This is a genomic window from Chlorogloeopsis sp. ULAP02 (assembly GCF_038404745.2).
Lineage (GTDB): Bacteria > Cyanobacteriota > Cyanobacteriia > Cyanobacteriales > Nostocaceae > Chlorogloeopsis.
Genome location: NZ_JAYKTT020000030.1, coordinates 1 through 23,653 on the forward strand (window position 1 = coordinate 1; position 23,653 = coordinate 23,653).

The 23,653-nt window shown below is 40.5% G+C and carries 25 protein-coding genes; 8 read left to right on the forward strand and 17 right to left on the reverse strand.

Going from position 1 to position 23,653, the window contains the following annotated elements; all coding sequences use genetic code 11:
• The first annotated feature begins 35 nt into the window (after nucleotides 1–35).
• Nucleotides 36–764: an HAD family hydrolase gene (locus tag U2718_RS13225; RefSeq protein WP_342000261.1), complete on the forward strand. Its 729-nt coding sequence runs from the start codon at nucleotides 36–38 to the stop codon at nucleotides 762–764.
• A gap of 43 nt (nucleotides 765–807) precedes the next feature.
• Here U2718_RS13225 and U2718_RS13230 read toward each other — a convergent pair whose 3' ends face one another.
• Entirely contained in the window at nucleotides 808–1,215 is a 408-nt protein-coding gene (locus tag U2718_RS13230) for a DUF4112 domain-containing protein (protein WP_342000263.1), read from the reverse strand.
• Nucleotides 1,216–1,474: 259 nt separating this feature from the next.
• Entirely contained in the window at nucleotides 1,475–1,870 is a 396-nt protein-coding gene (arsC, locus tag U2718_RS13235; RefSeq protein ID WP_342000265.1) for an arsenate reductase, glutathione/glutaredoxin type, read from the reverse strand.
• A 240-nt stretch (nucleotides 1,871–2,110) separates the two neighbouring features.
• Between arsC and U2718_RS13240 the strand changes: the two genes are divergently transcribed.
• Together U2718_RS13240 and arsJ are read left to right on the forward strand one after the other, a co-directional pair.
• Nucleotides 2,111–3,121, forward strand: a complete 1,011-nt coding sequence (locus U2718_RS13240) for an ArsJ-associated glyceraldehyde-3-phosphate dehydrogenase (protein WP_342000266.1) — start codon at nucleotides 2,111–2,113, stop codon at nucleotides 3,119–3,121.
• 38 nt (nucleotides 3,122–3,159) lie between these two features.
• Nucleotides 3,160–4,422: an organoarsenical effux MFS transporter ArsJ gene (gene arsJ / locus U2718_RS13245; RefSeq protein WP_342000267.1), complete on the forward strand. Its 1,263-nt coding sequence runs from the start codon at nucleotides 3,160–3,162 to the stop codon at nucleotides 4,420–4,422.
• A 129-nt stretch (nucleotides 4,423–4,551) separates the two neighbouring features.
• On the opposite strand, the gene U2718_RS13250 is transcribed toward arsJ, so the two are convergent.
• Nucleotides 4,552–5,016, reverse strand: coding sequence for an ArsI/CadI family heavy metal resistance metalloenzyme (locus U2718_RS13250; RefSeq protein ID WP_342000269.1), 465 nt, complete (start codon nucleotides 5,014–5,016; stop codon nucleotides 4,552–4,554).
• Nucleotides 5,017–5,112: 96 nt separating this feature from the next.
• Here U2718_RS13250 and U2718_RS13255 point away from each other — a divergent pair, with 96 nt between their 5' ends.
• Nucleotides 5,113–5,460, forward strand: a complete 348-nt coding sequence (locus U2718_RS13255) for a metalloregulator ArsR/SmtB family transcription factor (RefSeq protein ID WP_342000270.1) — start codon at nucleotides 5,113–5,115, stop codon at nucleotides 5,458–5,460.
• 211 nt (nucleotides 5,461–5,671) lie between these two features.
• Here U2718_RS13255 and arsB read toward each other — a convergent pair whose 3' ends face one another.
• From arsB to U2718_RS13280, 5 genes are all read right to left on the reverse strand, one after another.
• A complete protein-coding gene (gene arsB / locus U2718_RS13260) occupies nucleotides 5,672–6,826 on the reverse strand; it encodes an ACR3 family arsenite efflux transporter (protein ID WP_342000272.1) in 1,155 nt (384 codons plus the stop codon).
• A gap of 30 nt (nucleotides 6,827–6,856) precedes the next feature.
• On the reverse strand, nucleotides 6,857–7,930 hold the full coding sequence (locus U2718_RS13265; protein ID WP_342000273.1) for a PstS family phosphate ABC transporter substrate-binding protein: 1,074 nt from the start codon (nucleotides 7,928–7,930) through the stop codon (nucleotides 6,857–6,859).
• A 109-nt stretch (nucleotides 7,931–8,039) separates the two neighbouring features.
• A complete protein-coding gene (locus U2718_RS13270; protein ID WP_342000274.1) occupies nucleotides 8,040–8,363 on the reverse strand; it encodes a metalloregulator ArsR/SmtB family transcription factor in 324 nt (107 codons plus the stop codon).
• Between the two features lie 31 nt (nucleotides 8,364–8,394).
• Nucleotides 8,395–9,606 carry an aspartate aminotransferase gene (locus U2718_RS13275; protein ID WP_342000275.1) on the reverse strand — a complete coding sequence of 404 codons (1,212 nt, stop codon included), beginning with the start codon at nucleotides 9,604–9,606 and terminating at the stop codon, nucleotides 8,395–8,397.
• 94 nt (nucleotides 9,607–9,700) lie between these two features.
• The gene (locus U2718_RS13280; protein WP_342000277.1) at nucleotides 9,701–10,885 is read right to left on the reverse strand and encodes an iron-containing alcohol dehydrogenase family protein; all 1,185 of its coding nucleotides are present in this window, start codon (nucleotides 10,883–10,885) and stop codon (nucleotides 9,701–9,703) included.
• A 271-nt stretch (nucleotides 10,886–11,156) separates the two neighbouring features.
• Here U2718_RS13280 and U2718_RS13285 point away from each other — a divergent pair, with 271 nt between their 5' ends.
• Complete coding sequence (locus U2718_RS13285) at nucleotides 11,157–11,645, forward strand: peptidoglycan-binding protein (RefSeq protein ID WP_342000278.1); 489 nt, start codon at nucleotides 11,157–11,159, stop codon at nucleotides 11,643–11,645.
• Nucleotides 11,646–11,792: 147 nt separating this feature from the next.
• Here the strand turns inward: U2718_RS13285 and U2718_RS13290 are convergent, their stop codons facing one another.
• The 7 genes from U2718_RS13290 to U2718_RS13320 all read right to left on the reverse strand — a co-directional run bounded on the left by U2718_RS13290 (nucleotide 11,793) and on the right by U2718_RS13320 (nucleotide 20,665).
• Complete coding sequence (locus U2718_RS13290; protein ID WP_342000279.1) at nucleotides 11,793–12,314, reverse strand: Ycf51 family protein; 522 nt, start codon at nucleotides 12,312–12,314, stop codon at nucleotides 11,793–11,795.
• Between the two features lie 204 nt (nucleotides 12,315–12,518).
• On the reverse strand, nucleotides 12,519–13,640 hold the full coding sequence (locus U2718_RS13295; RefSeq protein WP_342000280.1) for a saccharopine dehydrogenase family protein: 1,122 nt from the start codon (nucleotides 13,638–13,640) through the stop codon (nucleotides 12,519–12,521).
• Between the two features lie 186 nt (nucleotides 13,641–13,826).
• Nucleotides 13,827–15,521, reverse strand: a complete 1,695-nt coding sequence (crtO, locus tag U2718_RS13300) for a beta-carotene ketolase CrtO (RefSeq protein ID WP_342000528.1) — start codon at nucleotides 15,519–15,521, stop codon at nucleotides 13,827–13,829.
• Between the two features lie 270 nt (nucleotides 15,522–15,791).
• Nucleotides 15,792–17,522 (reverse strand): beta-carotene ketolase CrtO, encoded by a 1,731-nt coding sequence (gene crtO / locus U2718_RS13305; protein ID WP_342000531.1) that lies wholly within the window; start codon nucleotides 17,520–17,522, stop codon nucleotides 15,792–15,794.
• A 399-nt stretch (nucleotides 17,523–17,921) separates the two neighbouring features.
• On the reverse strand, nucleotides 17,922–18,659 hold the full coding sequence (locus tag U2718_RS13310; protein ID WP_342000281.1) for a DUF2993 domain-containing protein: 738 nt from the start codon (nucleotides 18,657–18,659) through the stop codon (nucleotides 17,922–17,924).
• Between the two features lie 126 nt (nucleotides 18,660–18,785).
• The gene (locus U2718_RS13315; protein ID WP_342000282.1) at nucleotides 18,786–19,892 is read right to left on the reverse strand and encodes a DNA topoisomerase IB; all 1,107 of its coding nucleotides are present in this window, start codon (nucleotides 19,890–19,892) and stop codon (nucleotides 18,786–18,788) included.
• 146 nt (nucleotides 19,893–20,038) lie between these two features.
• Nucleotides 20,039–20,665, reverse strand: a complete 627-nt coding sequence (locus tag U2718_RS13320) for a hypothetical protein (RefSeq protein WP_342000283.1) — start codon at nucleotides 20,663–20,665, stop codon at nucleotides 20,039–20,041.
• Between the two features lie 70 nt (nucleotides 20,666–20,735).
• Here U2718_RS13320 and psbP point away from each other — a divergent pair, with 70 nt between their 5' ends.
• Nucleotides 20,736–21,281, forward strand: coding sequence for a photosystem II reaction center PsbP (gene psbP, locus U2718_RS13325; RefSeq protein ID WP_342000284.1), 546 nt, complete (start codon nucleotides 20,736–20,738; stop codon nucleotides 21,279–21,281).
• 179 nt (nucleotides 21,282–21,460) lie between these two features.
• Nucleotides 21,461–22,057, forward strand: coding sequence for a nucleoside triphosphate pyrophosphatase (locus U2718_RS13330; RefSeq protein WP_342000285.1), 597 nt, complete (start codon nucleotides 21,461–21,463; stop codon nucleotides 22,055–22,057).
• 114 nt (nucleotides 22,058–22,171) lie between these two features.
• On the opposite strand, the gene U2718_RS13335 is transcribed toward U2718_RS13330, so the two are convergent.
• Nucleotides 22,172–22,477 carry a DUF4090 family protein gene (locus U2718_RS13335; RefSeq protein ID WP_342000286.1) on the reverse strand — a complete coding sequence of 102 codons (306 nt, stop codon included), beginning with the start codon at nucleotides 22,475–22,477 and terminating at the stop codon, nucleotides 22,172–22,174.
• Between the two features lie 224 nt (nucleotides 22,478–22,701).
• Between U2718_RS13335 and U2718_RS13340 the strand changes: the two genes are divergently transcribed.
• Nucleotides 22,702–23,085 carry a hypothetical protein gene (locus U2718_RS13340; RefSeq protein WP_342000287.1) on the forward strand — a complete coding sequence of 128 codons (384 nt, stop codon included), beginning with the start codon at nucleotides 22,702–22,704 and terminating at the stop codon, nucleotides 23,083–23,085.
• 249 nt (nucleotides 23,086–23,334) lie between these two features.
• Here the strand turns inward: U2718_RS13340 and U2718_RS13345 are convergent, their stop codons facing one another.
• Nucleotides 23,335–23,589, reverse strand: a complete 255-nt coding sequence (locus tag U2718_RS13345) for a hypothetical protein (protein WP_342000288.1) — start codon at nucleotides 23,587–23,589, stop codon at nucleotides 23,335–23,337.
• Between the last annotated feature and the right edge of the window lie 64 nt (nucleotides 23,590–23,653).

The following is a 23,653-nucleotide window of genomic DNA, read 5'->3' on the forward strand; positions in this document are numbered from 1 at the left end:
AACTAATCCAAAATAAATTTATAAGGAGTAATATCTTGGTATCTATTAAGTGCAGAAACGTAACATTCTCAAATATTCAAGCTATTTTGTTTGACAAAAACGGTACTTTAGAAGACTCTGAGGCTTATTTGCGATCGCTTGCCCAAAAAGCAGCACGACTTTTAGATGCACAAGTTCCCGGAATTGGAGAACCATTGTTAATGGCTTTTGGCGTTAATGGTAATAACCTCGATCCTGCGGGTTTGATCGCGGTAGCAAGTCGTCGCGAAACAGAAGTTGCTGCTGCTGCATATATTGCCGAAACAGGAAAGAGTTGGTTCGAGTCATTACAAATGTCGCGTCAAGCCCTAGAAGAAGCAGAAAAGTATATTGGCAAAACCCCTTCACCTCTTTTTGTCGGTAGTTTGGAAGTCTTGAAGAACTTGTCGGAAGCTGGGCTTAAACTTGGTATTCTTTCGGCAGCAACGACTACTGAAGTACGTGAATTTGTAGCAACTCACCAATTGAGTAATTATATTCAACTAGAAATGGGAGTAGATGAAGGCCCAAGTAAACCAGATCCAATACTATTTTTGCAGGCTTGTGAAAGACTGGGAGTTGAGCCATTAGCCACACTCATGGTAGGAGACTCAGTGGGTGATATGCAAATGGCACGTAAGGCCAAAGCTGCTGGTTGTATTGGTATAACTTGGACAGGTAAGTCAGATAACGTTTCAGGTGCTAATGTGATAATTAACCAACTTGATGAAATTCAAATTTGTTAAACAAGTAAATTAAGTTAATATTGCTTTTGTTTTCTTTTAATTTTTAAGAAACACTAACAGGAGTAGCAACCTCAGATACTTCTGTTTGCTCGGATATCTCTGGCTCAACTACCACCAAATGCTTCTCCAAAATAGCCAAATTGCGAATATTAGATTTATAAAACGCATCAAACAAATCACCTACAAAAGGTACCGCACCAACTGCTGTTTCTAAAGCAACGTTAAATATCATTTGCTTTAAGTCTTGGCGCGGTATACCAAGACGAGTAGCTAAATAAATAATATAAGCTGAAAAGCCTGTACTGATTAAATCGCCAGCACCTGGAATTAAACCAATAATTGGATCTAGTCCAAAGCGAAAACCAATTACTGGAATACGTATAGATGTATCCATCAAGCGGCTAAGTTTGCGAATGCGGTTAAGAGTAGCAAGACGTTCAGCAGTATTCATAATTCATAATTGCTCTACTACTTTATAAATTGCACTATTGTTAGGCTTTCGTCTTGTACCGCAAGAAAGACTGACCAAAGAGGTATATTTAGACTCGTACCATTCTTAATAACCTTAGGGTGGACACTGCTAGTAACTTAAAAATAAAGGTTTGAACAAAAGCTTAAAAGTACCCATCTTACACAATTAAGGTCGTCATTAGTTATTGGTCATTAGTCATTAGTAAGAGTTCAGTAAGAGTTCCATTAAAATCTTTAACTTAACTAAGTGATGCGATTAATTTCACAACTCGTTCTTTGACTTGATCGCGAACACGACGAAATATTTCAATTGATTCTCCCTTTGGATCTTCAAGTTGCCAATCTTCAAATACTTCTCTGATTACCCATTCTTCTGGTAAATTCACTCCACAACCACATAAAGAAATTACTGCATCAAAATCTTCTGGTTGAAAATTGCTTAAAGGCTTAGAAGTTTGATTACTGATATCAATACCCACTTCTGACATCACCTGAACGGCAAGCTGATCTACTTGAGAAGCTTCTAAACCAGAACTCACAACAGCAATTTTTCCCTCACCCAATATTTTTGCAAATCCCTCTGCTATTTGGGAGCGGCCGGAGTTTCTCTTACAAACAAACATGACTCTTTTCATAATTTTATTTAATGTTAGTAATTGAATACTTGTGACTTTCAATTATTAATTTATTATCTGAATCAATAATTTGCAATCAAAAATTGCATACCAAAAACACTTTACCGCCAGAAATCTAGCAGCAACTAAATAATTTGTTACGGGTGATAGTGATTATCTTAGCCGTGATTGGGTTGACAAATCAAGTTTTTTTGAAATGATAGATTTATACACCTACAAATTTTGAGCGGAAGTATAAATATGAGGATTCGCGTAGGTATTAATGGCTTTGGCAGAATGGGGCGCTTGGGTTTGCGAGCTGCTTGGGGATGGCCAGAAATAGAATTTGTTCACATCAACGAAATTAAAGGCGGGCCAGTCACAGCAGCGCATCTGCTCAAGTTTGATTCGGTTCATGGGCGTTGGGGAATGGATGTAGAAGCTGAAGGAGATCAGATTTGTATCGAAGGAAAATATCTGAGTTTCAGTGAATATTCCAATCCTGGTGAAGTACCTTGGGAAGAATTCGGCGTTGATGTGGTCTTAGAATGCTCCGGTAAATTCCGAACTCCGGAATCACTTGCTCCTTACTTCAAGCAAGGTGTACGTAAAGTAATTGTGGCTGCGCCAGTCAAACAAGGTGCTTTGAATGTTGTCATGGGTGTAAACGATTATCTCTATAACCCACAAGAACACCATCTTTTGACAGCAGCTTCTTGTACCACTAATTGCCTTGCTCCGATAGTCAAAGTAATTCATGAAGGATTGGGTATTCGTCATGGGTTAATTACTACAATTCATGATGCAACGAACACTCAAACTGTTGTAGATGCACCTCACAAAGACTTACGACGAGCTAGGGCTAATAGTTTATCTTTGATTCCAACAACAACAGGCTCTGCAACAGCAATTGGGCTGATTTACCCAGAACTCAACGGCAAGTTAAATGGATTAGCTGTGAGAGTACCCTTACTAAATGCTTCCTTGACTGACTGTGTATTTGAGGTAGCAAAACCTACTTCTGTAGAAGAAATCAATAGTCTTTTCAAGACAGCTGCACAAACTTCACTTCAAGGCATTTTAGGCTACGAAGAACTTCCTTTAGTTTCTGTGGACTATAAAGACGATCCTCGCTCTTCTATTGTCGATGCGCTTTCCACTATGGTGATAGACCAAACCCAAGTGAAAATCCTGGCTTGGTATGACAATGAGTGGGGTTATGTCAATCGCATGATGGAATTAGCTCGTAAGGTTGCTCTGAGCTTGAATTGAATCTAAATCTTTACTCTTCACTGTAAATATTCTCAATTATGGCTATTTCTACTGCCTCAAGCGCGAATTTCAAGAATTACGTGCTGGTAACGCTTGCTTATTGGGGGTTCACCATCACTGATGGTGCTCTGCGAATGCTAGTGTTGCTTTATTTCAACAACATTGGTTATACACCTCTGCAAATCGCTTTTCTGTTCTTGTTTTACGAGATTTTTGGAGTTGTCACTAACTTTTTAGGTGGCTGGATTGGTTCCCAATTGGGGTTGAAGGTAACACTCTATTCAGGAATAGGATTGCAAGTTTTTGCTCTAGTAATGCTGGCGCTGCTCAATCCAAATTGGGCGCAGTGGTTTGCAGTTTTGTATGTGATGGTGGCACAGGCTTTCTCAGGTATTGCGAAAGACTTAACTAAAATGAGTTCCAAGAGTGCCATTCGGTTAGTTGTACCTCAAAATGCTCAGTCTTCTTTGTTCAAGTGGGTAGCAATACTGACAGGATCTAAGAATGCTCTCAAAGGAGTTGGCTTCTTTATTGGTAGCGCATTGTTAGCTTCTGTTGGTTTTGTGAATTCTTTGTTGATTATGGCAGGTGGATTATTCCTGCTGATGTTCTCAGGGTTAATGCTGCCAAAGGGTATGGGCAAAATCAAAGCTAAGGTTAAGTTTACCCAACTCTTTTCTAAGAGTAGAGAAATCAATATTCTTTCTGCTGCTCGTTTCTTTCTATTCGGTTCTAGGGATGTTTGGTTTGTCGTGGGATTACCTGTTTTTCTGCGGAGTGTTTTAAACTGGTCTTTCTATGAGGTAGGAGGATTTCTGGCTTGCTGGGTGATTGGCTATGGTGTTATTCAATTTTTGGCTCCAACTTTAATCCAACGTTTTGGTTCTAATCGTCCTCCTCAAGCGAAAACGATTCAGTTTTGGACATTTACTTTAACTGTAGTTCCAGCAGCGATCGCTCTGGCTTTGCAGTTAGGCGCACCCCCTAATACCGTGATTGTTGTTGGGTTAATTATCTTTGGTATTGTCTTTGCTTTCAATTCTGCCGTTCATTCTTATTTGGTGCTTGCCTTTACGGATGACGACAAAGTGGCACTCAATGTAGGCTTTTACTACATGGCTAACTCTGGCGGAAGATTAATCGGCACAGTCTTATCAGGATTGGTTTATCAGCTATTTGGGCTTATTGGCTGTCTGTGGACTTCTATGTTTTTTGTATTGGCAGCAGGATTAGTATCGCTCAAGCTACCCGATCCTCAACCAACAAAAGCGATCGCATGGAAAGGTGGAGACGGAGATTGAGATTGGGACACAAAGACGCGGAGATTCAAAATTTGCCAATTAAAAAAGCCTGCGAATATGTAAAGCAGGCTTTTATGTTCAGCGTTTCACAAAACCACCGAAAAGTCGCCATGTCGAGCTAAGGGTAGTTTACGCGCAACACGGTTTTTTCAAAGCTGTGGCAACTGCACTAGCATCATCAGAATTAACTGTAGTACTCAGATTTTGCTCAGGTGTTGTATCTGCAACTTTCACTACAAACACTTCCCATTGATTCCCATCTGGATCGGTTACCCATACCTTGTCTTGCAAGGCATAACAGCAATCGGTATTTTCCTCTGTAAATAAATTCAAGCCTGCATCCCCAAACCGCTTAATTGCAGCTTTTACATCTTCTGTGCTCTCAACCTGCACCCCTAAGTGAGACAATGCACCTCCAGAAACCACGCTCGTAGCCAAGTTGAGCGTCAGATTTAACGGTGGGCTGGCAATATCAAACTTGGCATAGTCAACTTTATGTTTCATCGGTTCTACGCCAAACATCGCTTGATAGAATTCAATCGACTTTTCTAGATTTGTAACTTTCAAAGCCACATGAGTTTTCAGAGTAGCCATATCATTTTGCTCCTTTTTGACTTATATTGATTAACATCAATATTTACCTATATCAATATATTGCCAGAACATATTGATGAATGTCAATATATAAATATGAAATTAACTCAACAAATTTCCAGTTGTTGTCCGTCGCTGCTTTCAGGAGCAATTGATTCCGAGCAAGCAGCGCAAATGGCAGCGATATTTAAAGTTTTGGGAGAGCCTGCCCGATTGCAGGTGCTCAGTTTAATCGCTGCTCAACCCGCAAAAGAAGCCTGCGTTTGTCAGTTAACAGAACCTTTAGGACTATCTCAGCCTACTGTTAGTCATCATTTGAAGGTGCTGTACGAAGCGGGTTTATTACAAAAAGAACGACGTGGCACCTGGATTTTCTATCGTTTGGTGCCTGAGCGAATAGAAGCTTTGCGAAATGCTTTGGCTCTCCCTATGCAGACGCATTAATTTGCTGTTCTGACAAAGCGCGATCGGTAAAAAAATCCGCTCGGAAGATGGTGTTACACGAGCGGTAGAAATTTTGCAGCAGTAACGAAAAGTAAACCACAAAGGACACAAAGAATATAAAGAAATAAGAGTTTGAGAGAGTTTTTGCGTAAGTCCTGGAGCGGTAGAAATTTTGCAGTAAACAATGAATACGGGATAATCTTAGATAATATTATTTGAATGGACTAATACAGCGCGGATCTCTTAAAGTCGCTTTTTCTGGTTCTCGTGGAAACCAAGCTGCCGTGCGCTTACAATACTCTACCAGCATCAACATGACTGGCACTTCGATTAAAACCCCTACTACTGTGGCAAGTGCTGCACCCGAATTTAAACCAAACAGCATGACAGCGGTGGCAATTGCAACTTCAAAATGATTGCTAGCCCCAATTAATGCAGCAGGTGCGGCATCTTCATAAGACAGATTTAGCTCTAATGCTGCTACATAACTAATCAAGAAAATAAAATTAGTTTGGATAAACAACGGCACAGCAATTAACAAGATGTGCAAGGGATTGTTAACTATTAGTTCACCTTTAAATGCAAATAGCAGTACCAAAGTTAACAATAGAGCGGTAATGGCAACCGGACTTAGATACTTCAAAAATCGTCTTTCAAACCACTCTCTACCTTTGTGTTTGAAAATCCAGTAACGGCTGTACATTCCCGCCACCAAAGGTAAACCGACATAAATCAGAACTGACAAAACAATTGTTTGCCAAGGTACTGTTAAATCATTCGCTGCTAATAACCATCTACCCAACGGAGCATACAAAAACAGCATCGCCAGAGAATTCACTGCTACCATGACCAAAGTGTGTCCTTGGTTGCCATAGGAAAGATACCCCCACATCAGCACCATTGCAGTACAGGGTGCAATTCCCAGCAAAATAGTACCAGCAATGTAGGAATTAGCTAGTGTCACTTCAGTACCGCGAATGATTTCACTACCAGCAATTAAAGGACGAAATAACCATCCTAAGAAAAACTGGGCAAATGCCACCATCGTAAATGGCTTAATTAACCAGTTCACTACTAAAGTGAGAATGACGGGTTTGGGGGCGCGGATCGCGTTCGCAGCTTGGGTGAAGTCAATCTTTACCATAATGGGGTACATCATGAAAAACAAACAGACTGCGATCGGAATGGATACTTGATACACACTCATTGCATCCAGTGCCACCGCTACTCCAGGGAAGAATCTACCCAGGGCAATGCCTACCAAAATACACAAAAACACCCACAGGGTAAGATATTTTTCAAAAAAACTCAGCTTACTCCCAGCTTGCACCCGATCTGTATTGGTTTGCGAATGATTTTTTGGCATCGATATAGTTCTGATTTCAAAAGTCAATCGCTAAAACTTTGCTTGTTTGCGTAACAACTCTCCAAGAGTCAGGTTTATCTGTGCTTCTCCTTCAAAAACTGTTCCTACTTTGCCTCTATTGAAGTGAACTTTAGTGAGGTGATACCCTTCTTCCGATAAAGGTACGTAGCCTATGGAACTTACTATCGTTGGTGCTTTTTCAATGTAGAAATCAACGAAATTTTTGACTGCTGCTTTATTTTGAGCAGATTGAGCATTTACATAGATAAATAATGGTCGAGAAAAAGGCTGATACGTATTTTTTTCTACTGTTTGCCGCGATGGCGAGACAGCTCCTTGTCCGTTGTTAACAGCTAATGCTTTTAATTTATTTTGGTTTTCTTCAAAGTAAGCGAAACCGAAGTAACCCAAAGCATTTGGGTCTTTACTGATACCATTTACTAATACTTCATCATCTTCACTAGCTGTATAGTCAGTGCGACTATCTCCAGGTTTACCAACTACTGCTTCTGTAAAGTAGTCAAATGTACCAGATTTATCTCCAGCCCCATACAATTTTAATGGACGATCAGGCCAAGATGAACGTACTTGGTTCCAACGGGTAATTTTATTTTGGGCTGCGGGTTCCCACATTTTTTTCAATTCGACGACGGTAATATCCTGCGCCCAATTGTTTTGTGGGTGAACAGCGATGGTAAGAGCATCAAAGGCAACTGGAAGTTCAATAAATCTAACGTTATTTTTGTTACATTTATCCATCTCCGCCTTTAAAATCGGTCGTGAGGCATTACTAATATCGGTTTGCCCGGTACAGAATTTTTCAAATCCACCACTAGTACCAGAAAAGTTAACTTTAACTTGGGCTTGGTTAGATTTATTTTGAGAATTTGTTTGAAATTCTTTAGCGATCGCCTGCGTAATGGGATAAACAGTACTAGAGCCATCAACATTTACAGTCTTAACTGTTTCGGCATTACTGACTTCAGTTACCTTTTGCGGCTGCTGAGTTTGTGTAGATGTGTTGGAGTTTGTTGTGCAACTCGTTGCCAATACCAACACCCCAAGCGCAAGAGCTAATTTCTTTGGTGCTGCGCTCACTGACATTACCTCATGGTGTGTATAGTAGTTATGCTTCTATCATTTCAAAAAAAGTTGATTTGTCAAATACAAATAAACTAAATTTTTACAAAAAGTATCAAAAAAAATTGATATATTATGAATCTTGACAAGAGCAGGCTGGTAGAATGTGGCTCAAGCGACGATATTCTGCCAAATACTGCTCAAGCACAACAAACTGAGGTGCATTCAGGCTGTAATAAATCCAACGTCCTTCCTGACGGGCGATGACTAAACCAGCTTCTTTCAAGGTTTTGAGGTGAAAAGATAGTTTTGATTGACTTACCCCCAATGTCTCGCACAAATCACATACACACAGTTCGCGTTCTCGCAGCAATTCTAATACCTTAATCCGTAATGGTTCAGATAAGGCATGAAAGCCAGCGGCGATCGCATTGGGGATAACAGAGAAGGTTTGCATCAAAGACAAGCAGATAATAGAGACGTCTTCTCTATTGTGAACCAGAGACAACAGCTTCTGCTTGATAGCGAATACCAGCTTGTTTAAATCTGTGCAGAACTTCCCCCAAGCGATCGCAATCTGCAATTAAACTAATGCGCACGTATCCTTCACCACCAACACCAAAAGCATTACCTGGAGTAACAACTACACCCGTTTGCTGCAATACCCAAAGGGCAAAATCTGTGGAACTCATACCTACAGAACAAGGAACCCATAAATACATCGTTGCCTTAGTTGTGGGAATATTCCAACCCAACTGCGCCAGCCCTTGAATGAGAAAATCGCGGCGAGTGCAGTAGCGAGTTTGCACTTCTTGTAAATAAGAATCTGGCAATTGCAAAGCAGTTTCTGCTGCTGCTTGTAAGGCTGCAAAAATACCGTAATCTAGATTTGTTTTCAGTGTCCGTAAACCTTGAATGACATGGCGGTTGCCAACTACAAACCCAACCCGCCAACCAGCCATGTTATAGGTTTTGGACATGGTATGAAACTCAACGCCAATATCTTTAGCACCAGGAATTTCCAGTAAGCTTGTCGGTTGATAGCCATCAAAAGCTAATTCGGCGTAACATAAATCATGTACAAGCAATATTTCATATTTTTTAGCAAAAGCGACAATTTCTTCAAAAAATTCGCGAGGTGCAGTAGCGGCAGTGGGATTGCTGGGATAGTTAAAATAAAGAATTTTTGCTTGTTCAGCAACAGCATCAGGAATTTGTGCTAAATCAATTAACCAGTTATTTTCTGGTTTTAAAATTAAACTGTAGACATTTCCTCCCGCAATCAAGGGGCCGCGAAAATGAACAGGATAGGATGGAGAAGGTACTAAAACCACATCACCAGGATTAATATATGCCAGTGCTAAATGTCCTAATCCTTCCTTAGAACCCAATAGTGGCAGAGCTTCGCTATCTGGATCTAAAACTACTTCATAGCGGCGATGATACCAACTGGTAACGGCATGGCGGAAACTAGCTGTACCTTCAAAGGGAGGATAACCGTGGTTAGCAGGATTTTGTAAAGCTTTGATTGCGGCTTCAATCACTGGTTGTGGTGTCGCCCCATCGGGGTTACCCATACCCAAATCTATTAAATCTAGTCCTTGCTCCTGCGCCTTGTGTTTAAGTTCATCCAAGCGGGCAAATGGATAGGCAGGTAGTTTTTTTATGCGTTCAGCCGGGGCGATCCAATCCAAGTTCATCGGAAAATTATGAATTATAAAATGGCAAAAATTACGAATTATTCAGATTTTGATAAATGATGAAAATACTTCATCATTTAGCATTCATAATTCATCATTGATCTATTTCTTCTTTGACAGCGGGTGTTAAACCCAACTGATTGCGATTTCCTTCTACTGGTGCAGTTGTAGAAACCATTGCTGCCATCAACTGTTCCATAACCACCTGAAACGGTAGTCTGTGGAGATCAGAGTTAGGAGCCAGAGCAATTTCCGCGGCGGTTTGCAGTTCACTTAAAGTGACATTACCTAGTCCTAAATCGCCTAGTTTTTGTGGTAATCCAATTTCTGAGTAGAATTTCAACAACTGTTGTCTAGCAGATGCTGCTAGCTGATTGCCTTGAATCATTTCTTCTAAACGCAGTTGTACCAAGATCCCATAGGCAACTTTTTCACCATGAATGCTGCCACTTCCACAAATGTGCGTTAAACCATTGTGTACAGCATGAGCAGCAACGGTACGACATTGAGCACCACCGATACCACCAATCACTCCTGCTAGTAACACAGTAGCGTCTACAACTTCTCGCCAAACTTCGCTTCCTGGTTGTTGCAGGGCAGCAGCAGATTTTTGGAAAAGGATATCGCGCAAGACTCGCGCTTGTTGCACGGCGGCAATAATTAAAGTTTGTTCCGAATGTCCGCTGCTAACGGAGGCTTCGTACCATTTGGCGATCGCATCTCCAATACCTGCAACTAAAGTCCGCTGTGGTGCAGTTTGAATCAAATCATAATCGAGGATAAGTAAATCGGGGCAGCGAGCCAATGCTACATCATACAAAAATGCTCCCTCATCAGAATACACATTTGAGAGAGCAGTCCAAGCAGCACAGGTAGCTGCTGAAGTTGGAATTGTCACCACTGGTATTTGCAATTGCTGCGCGAGTAATTTTGCTGTATCCAGTGCTTTCCCGCCACCTACACCGATAATCACATCGGCTTTATGTTCTTTTGCCGCCTTCTGTAAAGCTTTGAGGCTAGCCTCACTACAATTAGGAGTATAAGATGCTTGGGCTGATTGTAACTGCTGCCGTTCCAAAACTGGCTGTAAATAGGATTGGGTGACTTTTAATGTGCGATCGCCTCCCACAATTAGAGGACGGTTACCCAAGCGAGCAATTGCATCAGATACCTGCGTTAAAATCTGAGAGCCACGGATAACTTTTGCTGGTGCTACCGTGAGCGGAAGTAAACTAGTAAGAGTTTGAGTAGACAACTTTTCCGTAAATTGATTAGGCATATAACTAATTAATTAACGTATCATTTCCAGGTATTTTGGCAAACTTTTTCCTAATAAACCTCACAACTGCTCAGTTTGATTTTAATAGTTGCATAACTAGACTAATATCTTAACCAAAAAATAATAAATAATGTATTGCCTAACACAAAATAAATTATAGAATCTTGATATCAGGGACTTTACTTATTAAATCATTCTGCTTGCTGATGTCAGATTCAGTATTTCAAAACTAGACTAGAAGCAATAAACACCGCTCCTAAGGAGTAGGAATATGCAATGGACAAGTGATAGCAGCAACACCGTGCCTGAGATAGCACAGGCACAGTTTAACAAACCAGAGCTGCGGCTAGGTTCCAAGGGTGAGGTGGTGGAGGAGTTACAAAAGCTTTTAACTAGGTGGGGTATTTACACAGGAGTTATTGACGGCAACTTTGATAAAGTTACAGAAGGAAGCGTAAAAGAATACCAACGCCGGGTTTTTTTAGCAGAAGATGGTATTGTTTCAGAAAAAACTTGGCACGCTTTGTATATGGGTATGCCTGTGGGGCTACCAGAATTAGGAAAAGGCTGCAAAGGAGACTTAGTTAAGAGGTTGCAGCGTTTATTGAAATCAATGCAAGATTATGTCGGATATGTTGACGGTGACTTTGGAGAGCTAACAGAAGCAGCGTTGCAAAGCTGGCAAAGACGTCATAACTTACCTAATACAGGTATTGTTGATGAGAGTACTTGGCGTGCCTTGAGTAGAATTCCGCGTTAAGCGCTAGTGAAGACGCGGAGAGTACCAGAGGCGGGGACGCGGAGAGTGGCAGAGGGGTAGAGTGGGAGAGTGAAAGATTAGAAAAATCCTTGTCTGGTGTGTCTGGTGTGTCCTTTTTCCCCATATTCCCGTGTCCCCGTTTCCTCCTCAAGCGCTAGCTTTCAGCAGTTGGGCAAATTTATCTTGGTAAATTTCAATTGCCATCTGCTCATCCTCGCGATTAGCAAGCGATCGCTTCACTTGTCCCAAGTAGAAGGGTACAGAAGTTCCTGGCTGTGGATGGAGAACAGTACGGGCGCGAATTGTCAAAAAGTTTTCTCCTGGTTTACCCAAGCGTCCATAAGAATATAAATCGCTGGCTGCTTGGCGTAAAGTTGCTTCTAGTTCTGTTGGGGTAATTTGGGGAGAGATGGTAATTACTGCTTGTGTTGCTCCATTGTCATAAACTAAGCTGTATCGCACTGCACCGGGGATGACAGTACGAGTCAAAGGAGCTAGTGAAAGGGCAAATAAACCGGCTGTCAGTACCAACATAAAACCCGTCGTACCTACTAACCGAAAGCGGATACCCCATTTTAAAATAAAACCCAAGACAGCCACAGCAGCAAATACCAACGTAGCAATACCCGACCATAGAGCGTATTGAAGAAAGTCAGCTTGCGAGAACATAATAGTTGACTACCTAGCTATCTTCTTATTCTTTACAGATATTTATTTTACTTGTGCGACCGCCCTAATTTGAGAGAGAAATCAGGATATAAGTTAATTACAACCACAGATGGACACAGATGGACACAGATTTTATCGGTGTTTATCAGTGTTTATCTGTGGTCGATTAGTTTGAAATATAGAATGAGTGCTAGAGTTTTAATATTATTCGGTAAACTTTTCTATCCATCCTTGCTGAATTTTTATCCCTCGGCTTTGCATCGCTTCTGCAAATAAATCTGTTGACAGCGCTTCTTCAACCGGCCAAACTCCTGGTTTTTTAAGTTTACCTTCTAGTAGCAATTGACCGATAGTACCAGTACCGCAACCAGCAGCAGCAGCAGTATTTTTATGTACTAAAGTTGAACAATAAGCAAATTTTTTACCGTCTTTTTGTCCTGTAACTTCCGAACGGACTGCTACCCCAATACCTGTGAAGCGATCGCTAACATCTGTCATAAAATGGCTGACATGAGACAAAAATTCTACACCCTTAGGATTTTTGATCCACGATTTAGGAAAGACATGAGCCGCTATCCAAGTGAGATGATTGTAAAAATCAGGAACAGAACCAAATTTGGTAATAACGGTTTTGATTCCTGGGAAGGCATGGGGTAGGGTGAAGGTTTCGGGCATATCAAACCAGTAAACTCCACTACGTCCATAGGGTGGTGGAAAGTCAACAGCTTCGCGTTCACTATAAGGCTTTACTGTTTCCCATTTACCATTTATCCAAGCTTCAAAAGGATTTTGCAAACCTAAAAATGTTGTCCGCATGACTGTAATGCCAGCGCCACCAGAGCCAGACACTAAATAACTCAAATGAATCTTTTCTGGTGCATCAAATTGCTCAACATCATGACGAACCATACTATTAGAAATACCGGGGAAAATACCCGTATTAACCACAGCTGTTACACCCGCAGCAGTAGCTTGCTCATGATATTCTAGAGCCTTGCTAGTAAACGAACGATGGTCACTGACATCTATGTAATTAACGCCTTTTTCTATGCAGATTTTTAAAACATTAGCATCTCGGTGATGAAAAGGCCCCGCACAGTGAACGACTAAATTAGAAGAAGCGATCGCCTCCTCTAATTTTTCCACATCAGCCAAATCCAATATTAAAAACTCGACTCGCGAACTGAGTTGCAAGCCTGCTTGCAGACCAGTTGTAGGAGTGCGTCCAGTTATAATTACTTGTGCTTGTGTATGGGTAACTAAATCCTGAGCAACACTACTACCGATCCGCCCCCTTCCTCCAAGAATTAAAACCCTATCTGTCATTTCTCCAGCATTGCCAACAGCAGCTTTATTACATCAATTTTCCCTTATGAGTGTCATCGCTAGTAGGTATGACGTAGTTTATTTAGAAAATAAGACTTTTGGGGTTGCACATTTGGTAGATAGTAGTTTCAGGCGTAGAGACTTAGGAGTTCGATGCAATTACCACTTCCATATCAGGCTTAGACATCATTCACCTTGAAAAATAGATCCAATAGTAGATTTAATGGAACTGCCTGCTTCTTTCAATGTCTGTGCTAAAGGTTTCTGGTGATGCAAAAATACCCGCGCACAATTGCGCCCTGGCATTCCAGAAATTGAGCCACCCGGATGAGTTCCTGCACCAGTCAGATATAAATTTTCAATCGGAGTTGTATAGTTAGCCAATTCTGGCAAAGGACGAAAGCACATCATTTGTTCTAAAGTCATGTCGATGTGGTAGTAATTACCCTTATAACTTCCCAAACGTTCTCCTAATTCAGCAGGGCTTTCAACATGGCGGGCAATAATTGAATGTTTGACATTGGGCGAATACTGGGCTAGCTTATCTAATACTCTGTCTGCAACTTTGTTTTTCAGCTCATCTGTCCAACCTGTACTATTTAATCCTGTACCTTCTGCACCAGCGATTTGATAAGGGGCAAAAAACTCTATCCATAATGTATGCTTACCTTGAGGAGCCATTGAGGGGTCGAGTCCAGTAGGCATTACTAAGTACATTGAAGGATTATCATCAGGAATTTTTCCTAAAGTAATTTCACTGTGAGCTTGCTCTACATGATTGACAGAATCGGCAATCAGAATAGAACCAATTAAGTATTCATCTTTATGTTGATGATATTCAAAGTGCAATGGTTCAGATAAGGCACAATCAATTTTAAGAATTGTTTCGTTATTGTTGACAATGCGGCGTTCTAATCTTTCTCGTAAATTGCGATCGCTGCTATCCACATCATCACTATTTATTAGTTGCAAAAACAATCGTTTAGCATCAATGTTAGAAATTACACCTTTTGTGGTGCGATATTCTTTTCCACCAGTAACTCTTACACCGACAGCTTTACCATCATCAACTAATATTTTCTCTACATTTTGGTTAGTTAGGATTGTACCACCTTTACTTTTCACACAATTTACTAAAGCATCGGTGAGTGCGCCAGAACCACCACGAGGACGTGCCATACCAGGGGAATGGCGCAATGCCAACATCATCGCTCCAAAGGACATGGCTTTTTGTGAGGGAGGCGAACTTAGTTCTGCTGATAATCGAGCCAGAGGTGCTTTGAGAAATTCAGAATCAAAATACTCGTTGATATGATCAGTAGCACTGCTTAGTAAGGTACGAATTAAATCTAAAGTTGTGTTAGTACCCCCCAATATCGAAAACAAATCTTGAAGATTTTTGAGGTTGTAATTTCCAGCAGCATCAACGATAGATTTAGGTGGTGCATTGAAAAAGGGAGTGACTGACGTCACAAAGCGCTGCCAAAAGTCGATATATTCAGCATATTTTTGAGCATCACGTTGATGATAACGGGCAATTTCTGCACAAGTTTTTTCAACCGATTTATGAGCTAAGAAATACTTCCCATCTGGGTGAGGACAAAAAACAACCGGATCGCAGACAAGATATTCCAAGCCGTACTTGTGTAATTCTAATTCTTGAATGACTGAACCCAGGAAAATAAACAAGTGATTAATTGCGCAGGGGTTGAATTTAAACCCAGGTGCTTCTTGAGGCAAAAGTTCTTCAGTAGTGGCACCACCACCGGGAAGCGATCGCGCTTCTAAAAGCAAGACACTATAACCAGCATTGAGGAGATAGGCAGCACAAACTAAGCCATTATGTCCAGCGCCAATAATTACAACATCATACGCTTCCATAATTACAAATTGGGAAATGGGCATATCTTTCCCGATGTTAAAAACAAAGTAGGGAATAAAACTCTTTCGCTAGTTATAATCACATATTCGGCATTTCTTTAATTTAATTATTATCTGTGATCAGTCTGTAGCAGGATGCTAAGATACTTAGTTCCCAGTCTCTAGACTGGGAACTAGTTATAAAGCTGCATAGGCAGGCTATGCGAACAAGAAGCCTTCTTTGGCGTCTATGTTTGTATAGCCACAGACTATCAGTCTGTGGACAACTCCTTATTTATTCATCCCAAATACAGACTCAACTGTCGACTTAATTGAATCACGTGCATCTTTCAAAGTCTGAGCAATAGGATGCTTACTCTGTAAAAATACCCGCGCACAATTACGCCCTGGCATTCCAGAAATGGAACCACCCGGATGTGTCCCTGCACCAGTCAAGAATAAATTCTCAATCGGTGTTTTGTAGTTGGCAATTTCTGGTAGGGGACGGAAAAAGACCATCTGATCCAGAGTCATGTCAACATGGTAGTAATTTCCCTTATATGCACCCAGTCTTTCTCCCAATTCTGCCGGGCTTTCGACGCGACGGGCAATAATTGAATTTTTTAAATTTGGTGCATACTCTGCCAACTTATCTACTACCCTATCAGCAACTTTGTTTTTCAGTTCGTCTGTCCAACCTGTACCGTTTAATCCTGTACCTTCTGCACCAGCTATTTGATAAGGAGAGAAAAATTCAATCCACACTGTATGTTTGCCTGGAGGTGCCATCGACGGATCTAACACAGTTGGCACTACCACGTACATTGACGGATCAGAATCGGGAATCTCTCCTAAGGTACATTTGCTATGAGCTTGTTCTACGTGAGCAACCGAGTCTGCAATTAAAACAGAGCCGATCAAATACTCATTTCTATGTTCGTAGCGTTCAAAACGCGGTACTTCGTCTAAAGCCAAGTCTATCTTGAGAATAGTTTCGTTGTTGTTAACAATGCGGCGTTCTAATCTTTCCCGTAACTCTGTATCAACTGCATCTATATCACCTTTATCTATCAATTGCAAGAATACCCGCTTGGCATCAATATTAGAAATAACACCATATTTAGCTCTGTATTCTTTACCATTTGCCACCCGCACACCAACAGCACGCCCACTATCAATCAAAACTTTACTTACGTGCTGATCGGTTAAGATTACACCACCTTTACTTGTCACTAAATTTACCAAAGCTTGAACTAAAGCCCCAGTACCACCACGAGGTCTTGCCATACCGGGGTTGTGACGCATCGCCATCATTATCGCACCAATAGCGATGGTTTTTTGCGAAGGTGGCGCACCAAGTTCGGAAGCCAGTCTTGCTAGGGGGGCTTTAAGGAATTCTTCATCAAACCACTCGTTCAGAAGATCCTCAGCGCTAGTTAACATATTGCGAACAAAGTCTAGTGTCTTGTTAGGAGAACCTATTACCGAGAACAAGTCTTTGATTTTGGTGACGTCATAATTACCTAAGATGTCTAAAACTGACTTTGGTGGTGCGTTGAACATAGGAATCATTGCGCCCAATGCCCGTTGCCAATAATCAGTAAATTCTGCATATTTTTTAGCATCACGCTCATTGTAACGGGCGATTCCAGCACAAGTCTTTTCCAAAGACTTATAACCTAAGAAATATTTACCATCGGGATGGGGACAAAATACTACTGGATCACATTCGAGATATTCCAGACCATATTTTTCCAATTCTAACTCTTGGACTACTGGCCCAAGGTGAATAAATTCGTGGTCAATGGCACACAAGTTAAATTGAAATCCTGGTGCTTCTTGAGGTAAGCATTCTTCGGTAGTTGCCGCACCTCCAGGAACAGAACGCTTTTCCAATAGGAGAACACTATATCCTGCTTTTAGTAAGTAGGCAGCACAAACTAATCCATTGTGTCCTGCACCAATAATTACAACATCGTACTCTTGCATAGTGGCAATTGTGGAAATAAATGCTTTTCTAATATTAGAAGTCCGTTAAAATTACAACATCACTCATCAGTTATAAAAACTTAATAACTCTTTTAATAAACTAAAAGCAGAGGATAGATGACAGTAGACGCACAGTAACTATCTATCCTGTAGGAAGTACCAACAAGAAGGGCTTTGTCTAAGCAAGAGCGGAATTTGAAAAAATCTAAGTATATGTAGTATAGTTAGGGTGCGTCACGAACTCTGTTCTAACGCACAAAGACATCGGAAGGTTGGTTACGCTTCGCTAACACACCCTACGTCTATGTTATATATTGGAGTTTGATAATTAGTAAACTCCAAACTATCAGTAAAAAGCTAACTAAATTGCTGACTAAATTTTTAAACTGTATATTTTATTCCGTTGTTGTCACAGCAGTCAATAAATACTTGTTATAGCGTAGGAATTTGTTTCACATTAGCTTCTACCAAAAGTATCATATTACCCTTTTTTACTTCCATATTTCTCAAACTGAATTTCGTATTATCAAACTCAAAATATGGTAAGTTAACCAGTTCTTTGACTTTGTTCATTAAGGACACAATCATATCTAGAGAAATACCTTCTCCCTGGTCGCAATTGAAACTTTCCATGAGGATAGGTTTGTCTATAGTACGTGGGCTAACCACTGCTGTAAAACCTATTTGGCGAGTATTATCCTTTTCATGTATGACTACCGTTCCATTAAATTTAATTTTGTTATTATCAGGTAAATAAATTTGTATCTTTTGTGGTTTTAAACTGACAATTTCACCGTCTACATTTAAATCAAAGCTTTGTATTTTACTGCGGATATAGTCTGATATAAGCGCACGATTAATGTCTGCTTCTGTGAGTATTATACGAGCAGCAGTCTTGACAGGTTGATTAAGTTCAATTTGACCGAAAATCGCGCTGAGAGGATTGATAGCAATTTTATCTGTTTGTACCTCTATTTCTTGTATACGAACACCTTGTATTTCCAGCCCTTCTCCAGATAAAGAAACAGTATCTGCTTGCCCTTGAATTATTTTTAGCAAATCTGTTTGTACATCTACTTCTATTGTTTCTGCTCCATCTAACTGACTGAATAGTGTGTTTTCTGCTGCTTGAGATAGTAAATTTTCCTCAAGATTTCTTTCTTGTGACATGAGTTTATTTTCTTTTATATCTTCTGTTTAATTTAAGTGCTAAAAAGCTATAAGTGTATCTGTAATAAGGTATAGAATAAGATACCTTTAGAAATAGATACTATAAAATTAGTCCTTAAAAAATAACTATTTATTTTCCATTAATAAATTATGTTTTATTATTTTGCAGACTGCCCGTTCTTCTGGACGCAATTCTAATTTTGATGTGTCTTGTTTTTTCTCTAATTCTTGTTCCATCATAGCCAAAAAAAAGCCGTCTATATATGCTTCCATAATAGCTGGATGAACATAATATTTTCGACAAGTTGCCGGACGATTGCCTAGTTCTTGGGCTACATTTTTAATTGCTTGGCTGATATTTTTCTTGACTGCGGTTTGTGAGGTAACTTGCCCTAAATCATATAATTCTTGTGCTGCTAAAACAGTACCAAACCACGTACGAAAATCTTTAGCAGTGAAATCTAAACCTGTGATTTCGCGTAGGTAATCATTCACATCACTAGAGCCAATCACTTGTCGATGTCCGTCATCATCAAGATACTGAAATAATTCTTGTCCGGGAAGATATTGACAATTTTTGACAATTCTTGCCAAACAGTGATCGCTCACATCAATATCATGCTCTACACCACTTTTCCCCCGGAATTTAAATCTTAGCTTAGAACCAGAGATTTCGACGTGGCGGTCTCTCATTGTCGTCAAACCAAAAGATTTATTCGTTTGGGCATATTCTTCATTTCCCACCCGAATTTTGGTAATTTCCATCAGCCTCACTACCGTTGCCAATACTTTTTCCTTCGGCAATCCCCGCAGTGCCAAATCTTCTTGCGCCCGTTGGCGAATCTTCGGTAGTGCTTGCCCAAAGGCAATCATCCGCGTAAATTTAGTTTGACTACGAATTTTTTGCCAATGAGAATGATAGCGGTACTGCTTCCGCCCCTTTGCATCTCTCCCCGTAGCTTGTAAATGTCCTTGCGAATGAGGACAAATCCAAACCTCACTCCAAGCAGGTGGAATTACAAGAGCTTTAATCCTAGTTAATTCCGTTTCATCGCAGATTTTTTTGCCTTTGACATCGAAATAACAAAACTCTTCATCCACAAGCTGTCGCCAAATGCCTGGGCTAGTATCGTTAACATAATGTAGTCCTACTAATTCCGCTGATTCAATCGGATCGATAACGAGTGCCGCTTTAACTTCTTTGATAATTTCCTTGTGAAGCTTTAGCTGCATAGACGGGAAAATACATAGATAAATAAGTCTTATACCTGCAAATGTAGCTAATTTCCACCTCTGGAAAATCTGTATAAAAGCAGAGATAGGCGATCGCAATCTCGTCTAAAAGTCATATAGCCTAATTCTTGATGATGCTGTAAATACTATTCACCATAAACCCGCGTTAACCAACTTGGATAAGCATAGGAATCAACAGCAAGAAACTTGAAGCCGCATTCAGTATTAAATGCTTTGTTGGCTGTAATTTGTAGATTATCCATTAAACGGCTATTATCACCAAACGCTTCAAACCCTAAGCTCCACCAAGCGCTCTCTTGTATCGTTAGATGAGTAAGTTCAACCTTGCAACCGTTATCAATATTTTCATCGTCGCACATAGGCTGTAGCGAAAACTCAGGTAAGACTTGGTAAAGTTGAGAGTAACGAACTTTTTGAACGCTTACCCAGACAGGGTTATTCACAACTTGATCCAACTCAAAACTTTCTTGTTTTGAATCGCAACACAACCACTTACCCCATTTTTCCACTTTGCCTTCTACCGAGCCACTAAAATTTAGAGTGCCTAATTCTGCTTTACGCCATTTGACTTCTAATCTTTCTTGCCGCAGTTTAATGCCCAAGAACTTAGATTCGGGAGAGTAAAGATATATATCCTCCCTTGTTTCTGGAGCTTGTAACGGCTGAACAAGACAATTTTGCTCAAACCACAATTGAATTTCTTCTGGTGCTTTGCGAGGGTAAAACCACCGCAGTTCGTAAGTTGTCAGCATCCGTGGGACAATGATAAACGAAAAATTACGCTTGTCTTGTATTGCTTCCAGCCTAAAGGAATTAAAACCAATGTGGAAAAAAATTGCAATTATTTTTTTATTAGTGTTAACTTTTAGCTTAACTAATTACAGTACTGCTGCTGCGGCAGGGCTTAGAGACTACGTAGACACTACTGATGGCTATCAATTCTCATATCCTAACGGCTGGGTTCAAGTTAAAGTTGCCAACGGGCCTGATGTAGTTTTTCACGATTTAATAGAGTTTAGTGAGAATGCCTCTGTTGTCATTAGTCCAGTACCAGAAGGTAAAACTTTGGTAGAGTTGGGGACGCCCACAGAAGTAGGATATAAATTGGGGAAAAATGCCCTTGCTCCTGAAGGTTCTGGTCGTCAAGCCGAATTAGTCAATGCCGAGCAAAGAGAGTTAAACGGTAATACTTACTACATATTAGAATATCTGATCACCCTCCCCAACAAACAACAACGGCATAATCTAGCTAGCGTCACCACTAGTAGAGGAAAACTCTTTACTTTCAATGCCTCTATTCCAGAAAAACGCTGGCGGAAAGTTAAAGGCATGATTCAAGAATCTGTAGATTCTTTTTCAGTGTATTAGTTAAGAGTTAGTGGTTAGTCATTGGTTATTAGTCATTTGTTAGTGGTTGGTGGGTAGTGGTTTTGTTGATAACTTTGCCGTTCAATAACTGATGATTTATTTTCTAAACCCGCCCGTACACTGGCTAGTGGTTTATTACTCTCCTTGTCCCCTTGTCTCCCCTCTTTCCCTCCTAGCATATGGGCATGACAACATTCGTTCTCGCCTCAGCTTCTCCAGCGCGACGACGCTTGCTGCAAACTGTTGGGATTGAACCGATAGTTTGCCCTAGTGATTTTGATGAGTCGCAAGTACAACTTAACGATCCGGCACAATTAGTGCAAACTTTAGCCCAACGTAAAGCCCAGACTGTAGCACCTCAATTTAATTCTGTTTTGATAATGGGTTGTGACTCCGTTTTAGCTCTTAATGGTGAGATTCACGGTAAACCAAAAGACACTGCCGAAGCTCGTCAGCGCTGGCAGTTGATGCGAAATCATTTTGGCGATTTATATACAGGTCATACTTTAATTGATCTATCTCAAAATCGCACTCTGGTTAGATGCCAAGTTACAAGAGTTTACTTTGCTCCAATGAGCGATCGCGCTATTGATGCCTACATTGCTACGGGCGAACCACTCAAATGTGCCGGAGCTTTTGCTCTTGAAGGTTACGGTAGTTTATTTGTAGAAAAAATAGAAGGTTGTCACAGTAATGTGATTGGACTGAGTTTACCTTTACTGCGGCAAATGCTGGCAGAATTGGGGTACGATGTCACAGATTTCTGGAATAACTAGTCAAAAAGGCGAAAGGAAACTCCGTCAACAGATAAAATATATGTAATAGCCGAATTAACCGTAAATCACTACGGTTAATTCGTCCTCTACAAAACCGACTGCTGAATTCGTTGCCTACTTGCCGCCATAGAAAAAGGCAGCTTCTTTATCTTTTAAAGGCGCAAACCCAGCATCTATCAGCATTTTGTCAAGTTCTGCTTGAGGAATATGTTTTGCTCCAATCCGTACGATCCGCGATCGCATGGTATTGCTGACACCACTGCGTTGTCTGTTTGCTTCTAGTGCCATGACTTTGTGATAAAGCTCCAGTTTGGCAGGGGGAATCGGAGAACCGTCAAAATCAATTCCCTGTGCGATCGCTTCATCAACAGCATCAGCACCCTTGGTTGTTTGCTTCACTTCGTTTGTTTCAGCAGTCATGGCTAATGTATTTTGATCGTCAATGCTGCATTCTACCAAGGTTCAGGATACAAAATAGCAACTATTTTTTCCGTGTAGCGAATTATCTAGCAAGCTCCCATTAAGGAATTCCTGTGCGGCGAAAAGGGCTAAACTCAAATATTACCGTATTGTTGCTTACACGCTTGTATATTTAAAACTTTTAGATTAATCTCAATCCAACGGTATAGCCATTAGGTGGTGCAATGTTTGAACCCCACACTCCTCAAAGAAAAGACCGTGCCTTAGAAAAAGCTCTGACTAACAAAATCATCGACGATTATTTTGAACACTCAGAAAGCTGGTTGCGAGCAATTTTGCGGATGTGCATCTTCTCTTTGGCTCATTTAGATGAACAACCTGTATTCATGGTGGAATGCCCCAATCAAGCAGTAGCCAAGCGTTTAAGCCGTAAAACCTATCCTTTTCGAGGTATTATCTACTTCTTAACAGATAATTTATATATTGACGATCGCAGTTTATTTTGCTACCAGGAAGAGGAGGGAAACTGGCGCTGCTTTGATACTAGCACCAATTCTTGGACTACTTTAAGCAATCCTTCAAAGCCCACAGCCTCAACAGACGGATGAGAAATTAAAAAATCGACCACAGATGGACACAGATAAACACAGATAAATCATCCGTGTGCATCTGTGTTTATCTGTGGTCGCTATTATCATAATATTTGGATTATTCAAGTGAGTTTAGCTAATTCACATTAGACGTAGTTAGTTAGTAGTTAATTGTGAAAAAGCACCACTAACCATTGTACGGGAGGGTTTTACTGATTATCTTTGGGTTTAAACAGATAATTTATTTTTATAAACCCGCCCCCACATCTACTCTCTTCTTTGTCGCGTTAATAATCCTCCGAAAAATGCTCCTAAAATAGTACCAGTCCACAGCCCTGTAGTGCTGCCTTGCCAAATTGCTCCTGGTGTTTCCCAAGCATTGCACATCTGCTGTAAACCCCAAGCTTGATTTTGGCACTTTTGGCTGCGCAAAGTTAAGCTAATTTGCCCACCGATGTAAGCACTTAAAAAGCCTGATAGCAATGCTAAAAAGGTGCAAATGAAAATTCGGTTTTTAGTCATTAATCATTGGTTATTAGTCATTAGGGGCGGGTTTATATAGATATCTCATCATCTTGGAAAGATT

Bases quoted from the DNA above. Each gene is read 5' to 3' on its own strand.
- arsJ (WP_342000267.1), top strand. From the start codon at position 3,160: ATGGCTATTTCTACTGCCTCAAGCGCGAATTTCAAGAATTACGTGCTG.
- U2718_RS13330 (WP_342000285.1), top strand. From the start codon at position 21,461: ATGGGCATGACAACATTCGTTCTCGCCTCAGCTTCTCCAGCGCGACGA.
- U2718_RS13250 (WP_342000269.1), bottom strand. From the start codon at position 5,016: ATGGCTACTCTGAAAACTCATGTGGCTTTGAAAGTTACAAATCTAGAA.
- U2718_RS13240 (WP_342000266.1), top strand. From the start codon at position 2,111: ATGAGGATTCGCGTAGGTATTAATGGCTTTGGCAGAATGGGGCGCTTG.
- U2718_RS13265 (WP_342000273.1), bottom strand. From the start codon at position 7,930: ATGTCAGTGAGCGCAGCACCAAAGAAATTAGCTCTTGCGCTTGGGGTG.
- U2718_RS13335 (WP_342000286.1), bottom strand. From the start codon at position 22,477: ATGACTGCTGAAACAAACGAAGTGAAGCAAACAACCAAGGGTGCTGAT.
- U2718_RS13280 (WP_342000277.1), bottom strand. From the start codon at position 10,885: ATGCCTAATCAATTTACGGAAAAGTTGTCTACTCAAACTCTTACTAGT.
- U2718_RS13310 (WP_342000281.1), bottom strand. From the start codon at position 18,659: ATGTCACAAGAAAGAAATCTTGAGGAAAATTTACTATCTCAAGCAGCA.
- U2718_RS13345 (WP_342000288.1), bottom strand. From the start codon at position 23,589: ATGACTAAAAACCGAATTTTCATTTGCACCTTTTTAGCATTGCTATCA.
- arsC (WP_342000265.1), bottom strand. From the start codon at position 1,870: ATGAAAAGAGTCATGTTTGTTTGTAAGAGAAACTCCGGCCGCTCCCAA.
- crtO (WP_342000528.1), bottom strand. From the start codon at position 15,521: ATGGAAGCGTATGATGTTGTAATTATTGGCGCTGGACATAATGGCTTA.
- U2718_RS13270 (WP_342000274.1), bottom strand. From the start codon at position 8,363: ATGCAAACCTTCTCTGTTATCCCCAATGCGATCGCCGCTGGCTTTCAT.
- U2718_RS13275 (WP_342000275.1), bottom strand. From the start codon at position 9,606: ATGAACTTGGATTGGATCGCCCCGGCTGAACGCATAAAAAAACTACCT.
- U2718_RS13285 (WP_342000278.1), top strand. From the start codon at position 11,157: ATGCAATGGACAAGTGATAGCAGCAACACCGTGCCTGAGATAGCACAG.
- psbP (WP_342000284.1), top strand. From the start codon at position 20,736: ATGTGGAAAAAAATTGCAATTATTTTTTTATTAGTGTTAACTTTTAGC.
- U2718_RS13320 (WP_342000283.1), bottom strand. From the start codon at position 20,665: ATGCTGACAACTTACGAACTGCGGTGGTTTTACCCTCGCAAAGCACCA.
- U2718_RS13315 (WP_342000282.1), bottom strand. From the start codon at position 19,892: ATGCAGCTAAAGCTTCACAAGGAAATTATCAAAGAAGTTAAAGCGGCA.
- U2718_RS13290 (WP_342000279.1), bottom strand. From the start codon at position 12,314: ATGTTCTCGCAAGCTGACTTTCTTCAATACGCTCTATGGTCGGGTATT.
- U2718_RS13255 (WP_342000270.1), top strand. From the start codon at position 5,113: ATGAAATTAACTCAACAAATTTCCAGTTGTTGTCCGTCGCTGCTTTCA.
- U2718_RS13230 (WP_342000263.1), bottom strand. From the start codon at position 1,215: ATGAATACTGCTGAACGTCTTGCTACTCTTAACCGCATTCGCAAACTT.
- arsB (WP_342000272.1), bottom strand. From the start codon at position 6,826: ATGCCAAAAAATCATTCGCAAACCAATACAGATCGGGTGCAAGCTGGG.
- U2718_RS13295 (WP_342000280.1), bottom strand. From the start codon at position 13,640: ATGACAGATAGGGTTTTAATTCTTGGAGGAAGGGGGCGGATCGGTAGT.
- U2718_RS13340 (WP_342000287.1), top strand. From the start codon at position 22,702: ATGTTTGAACCCCACACTCCTCAAAGAAAAGACCGTGCCTTAGAAAAA.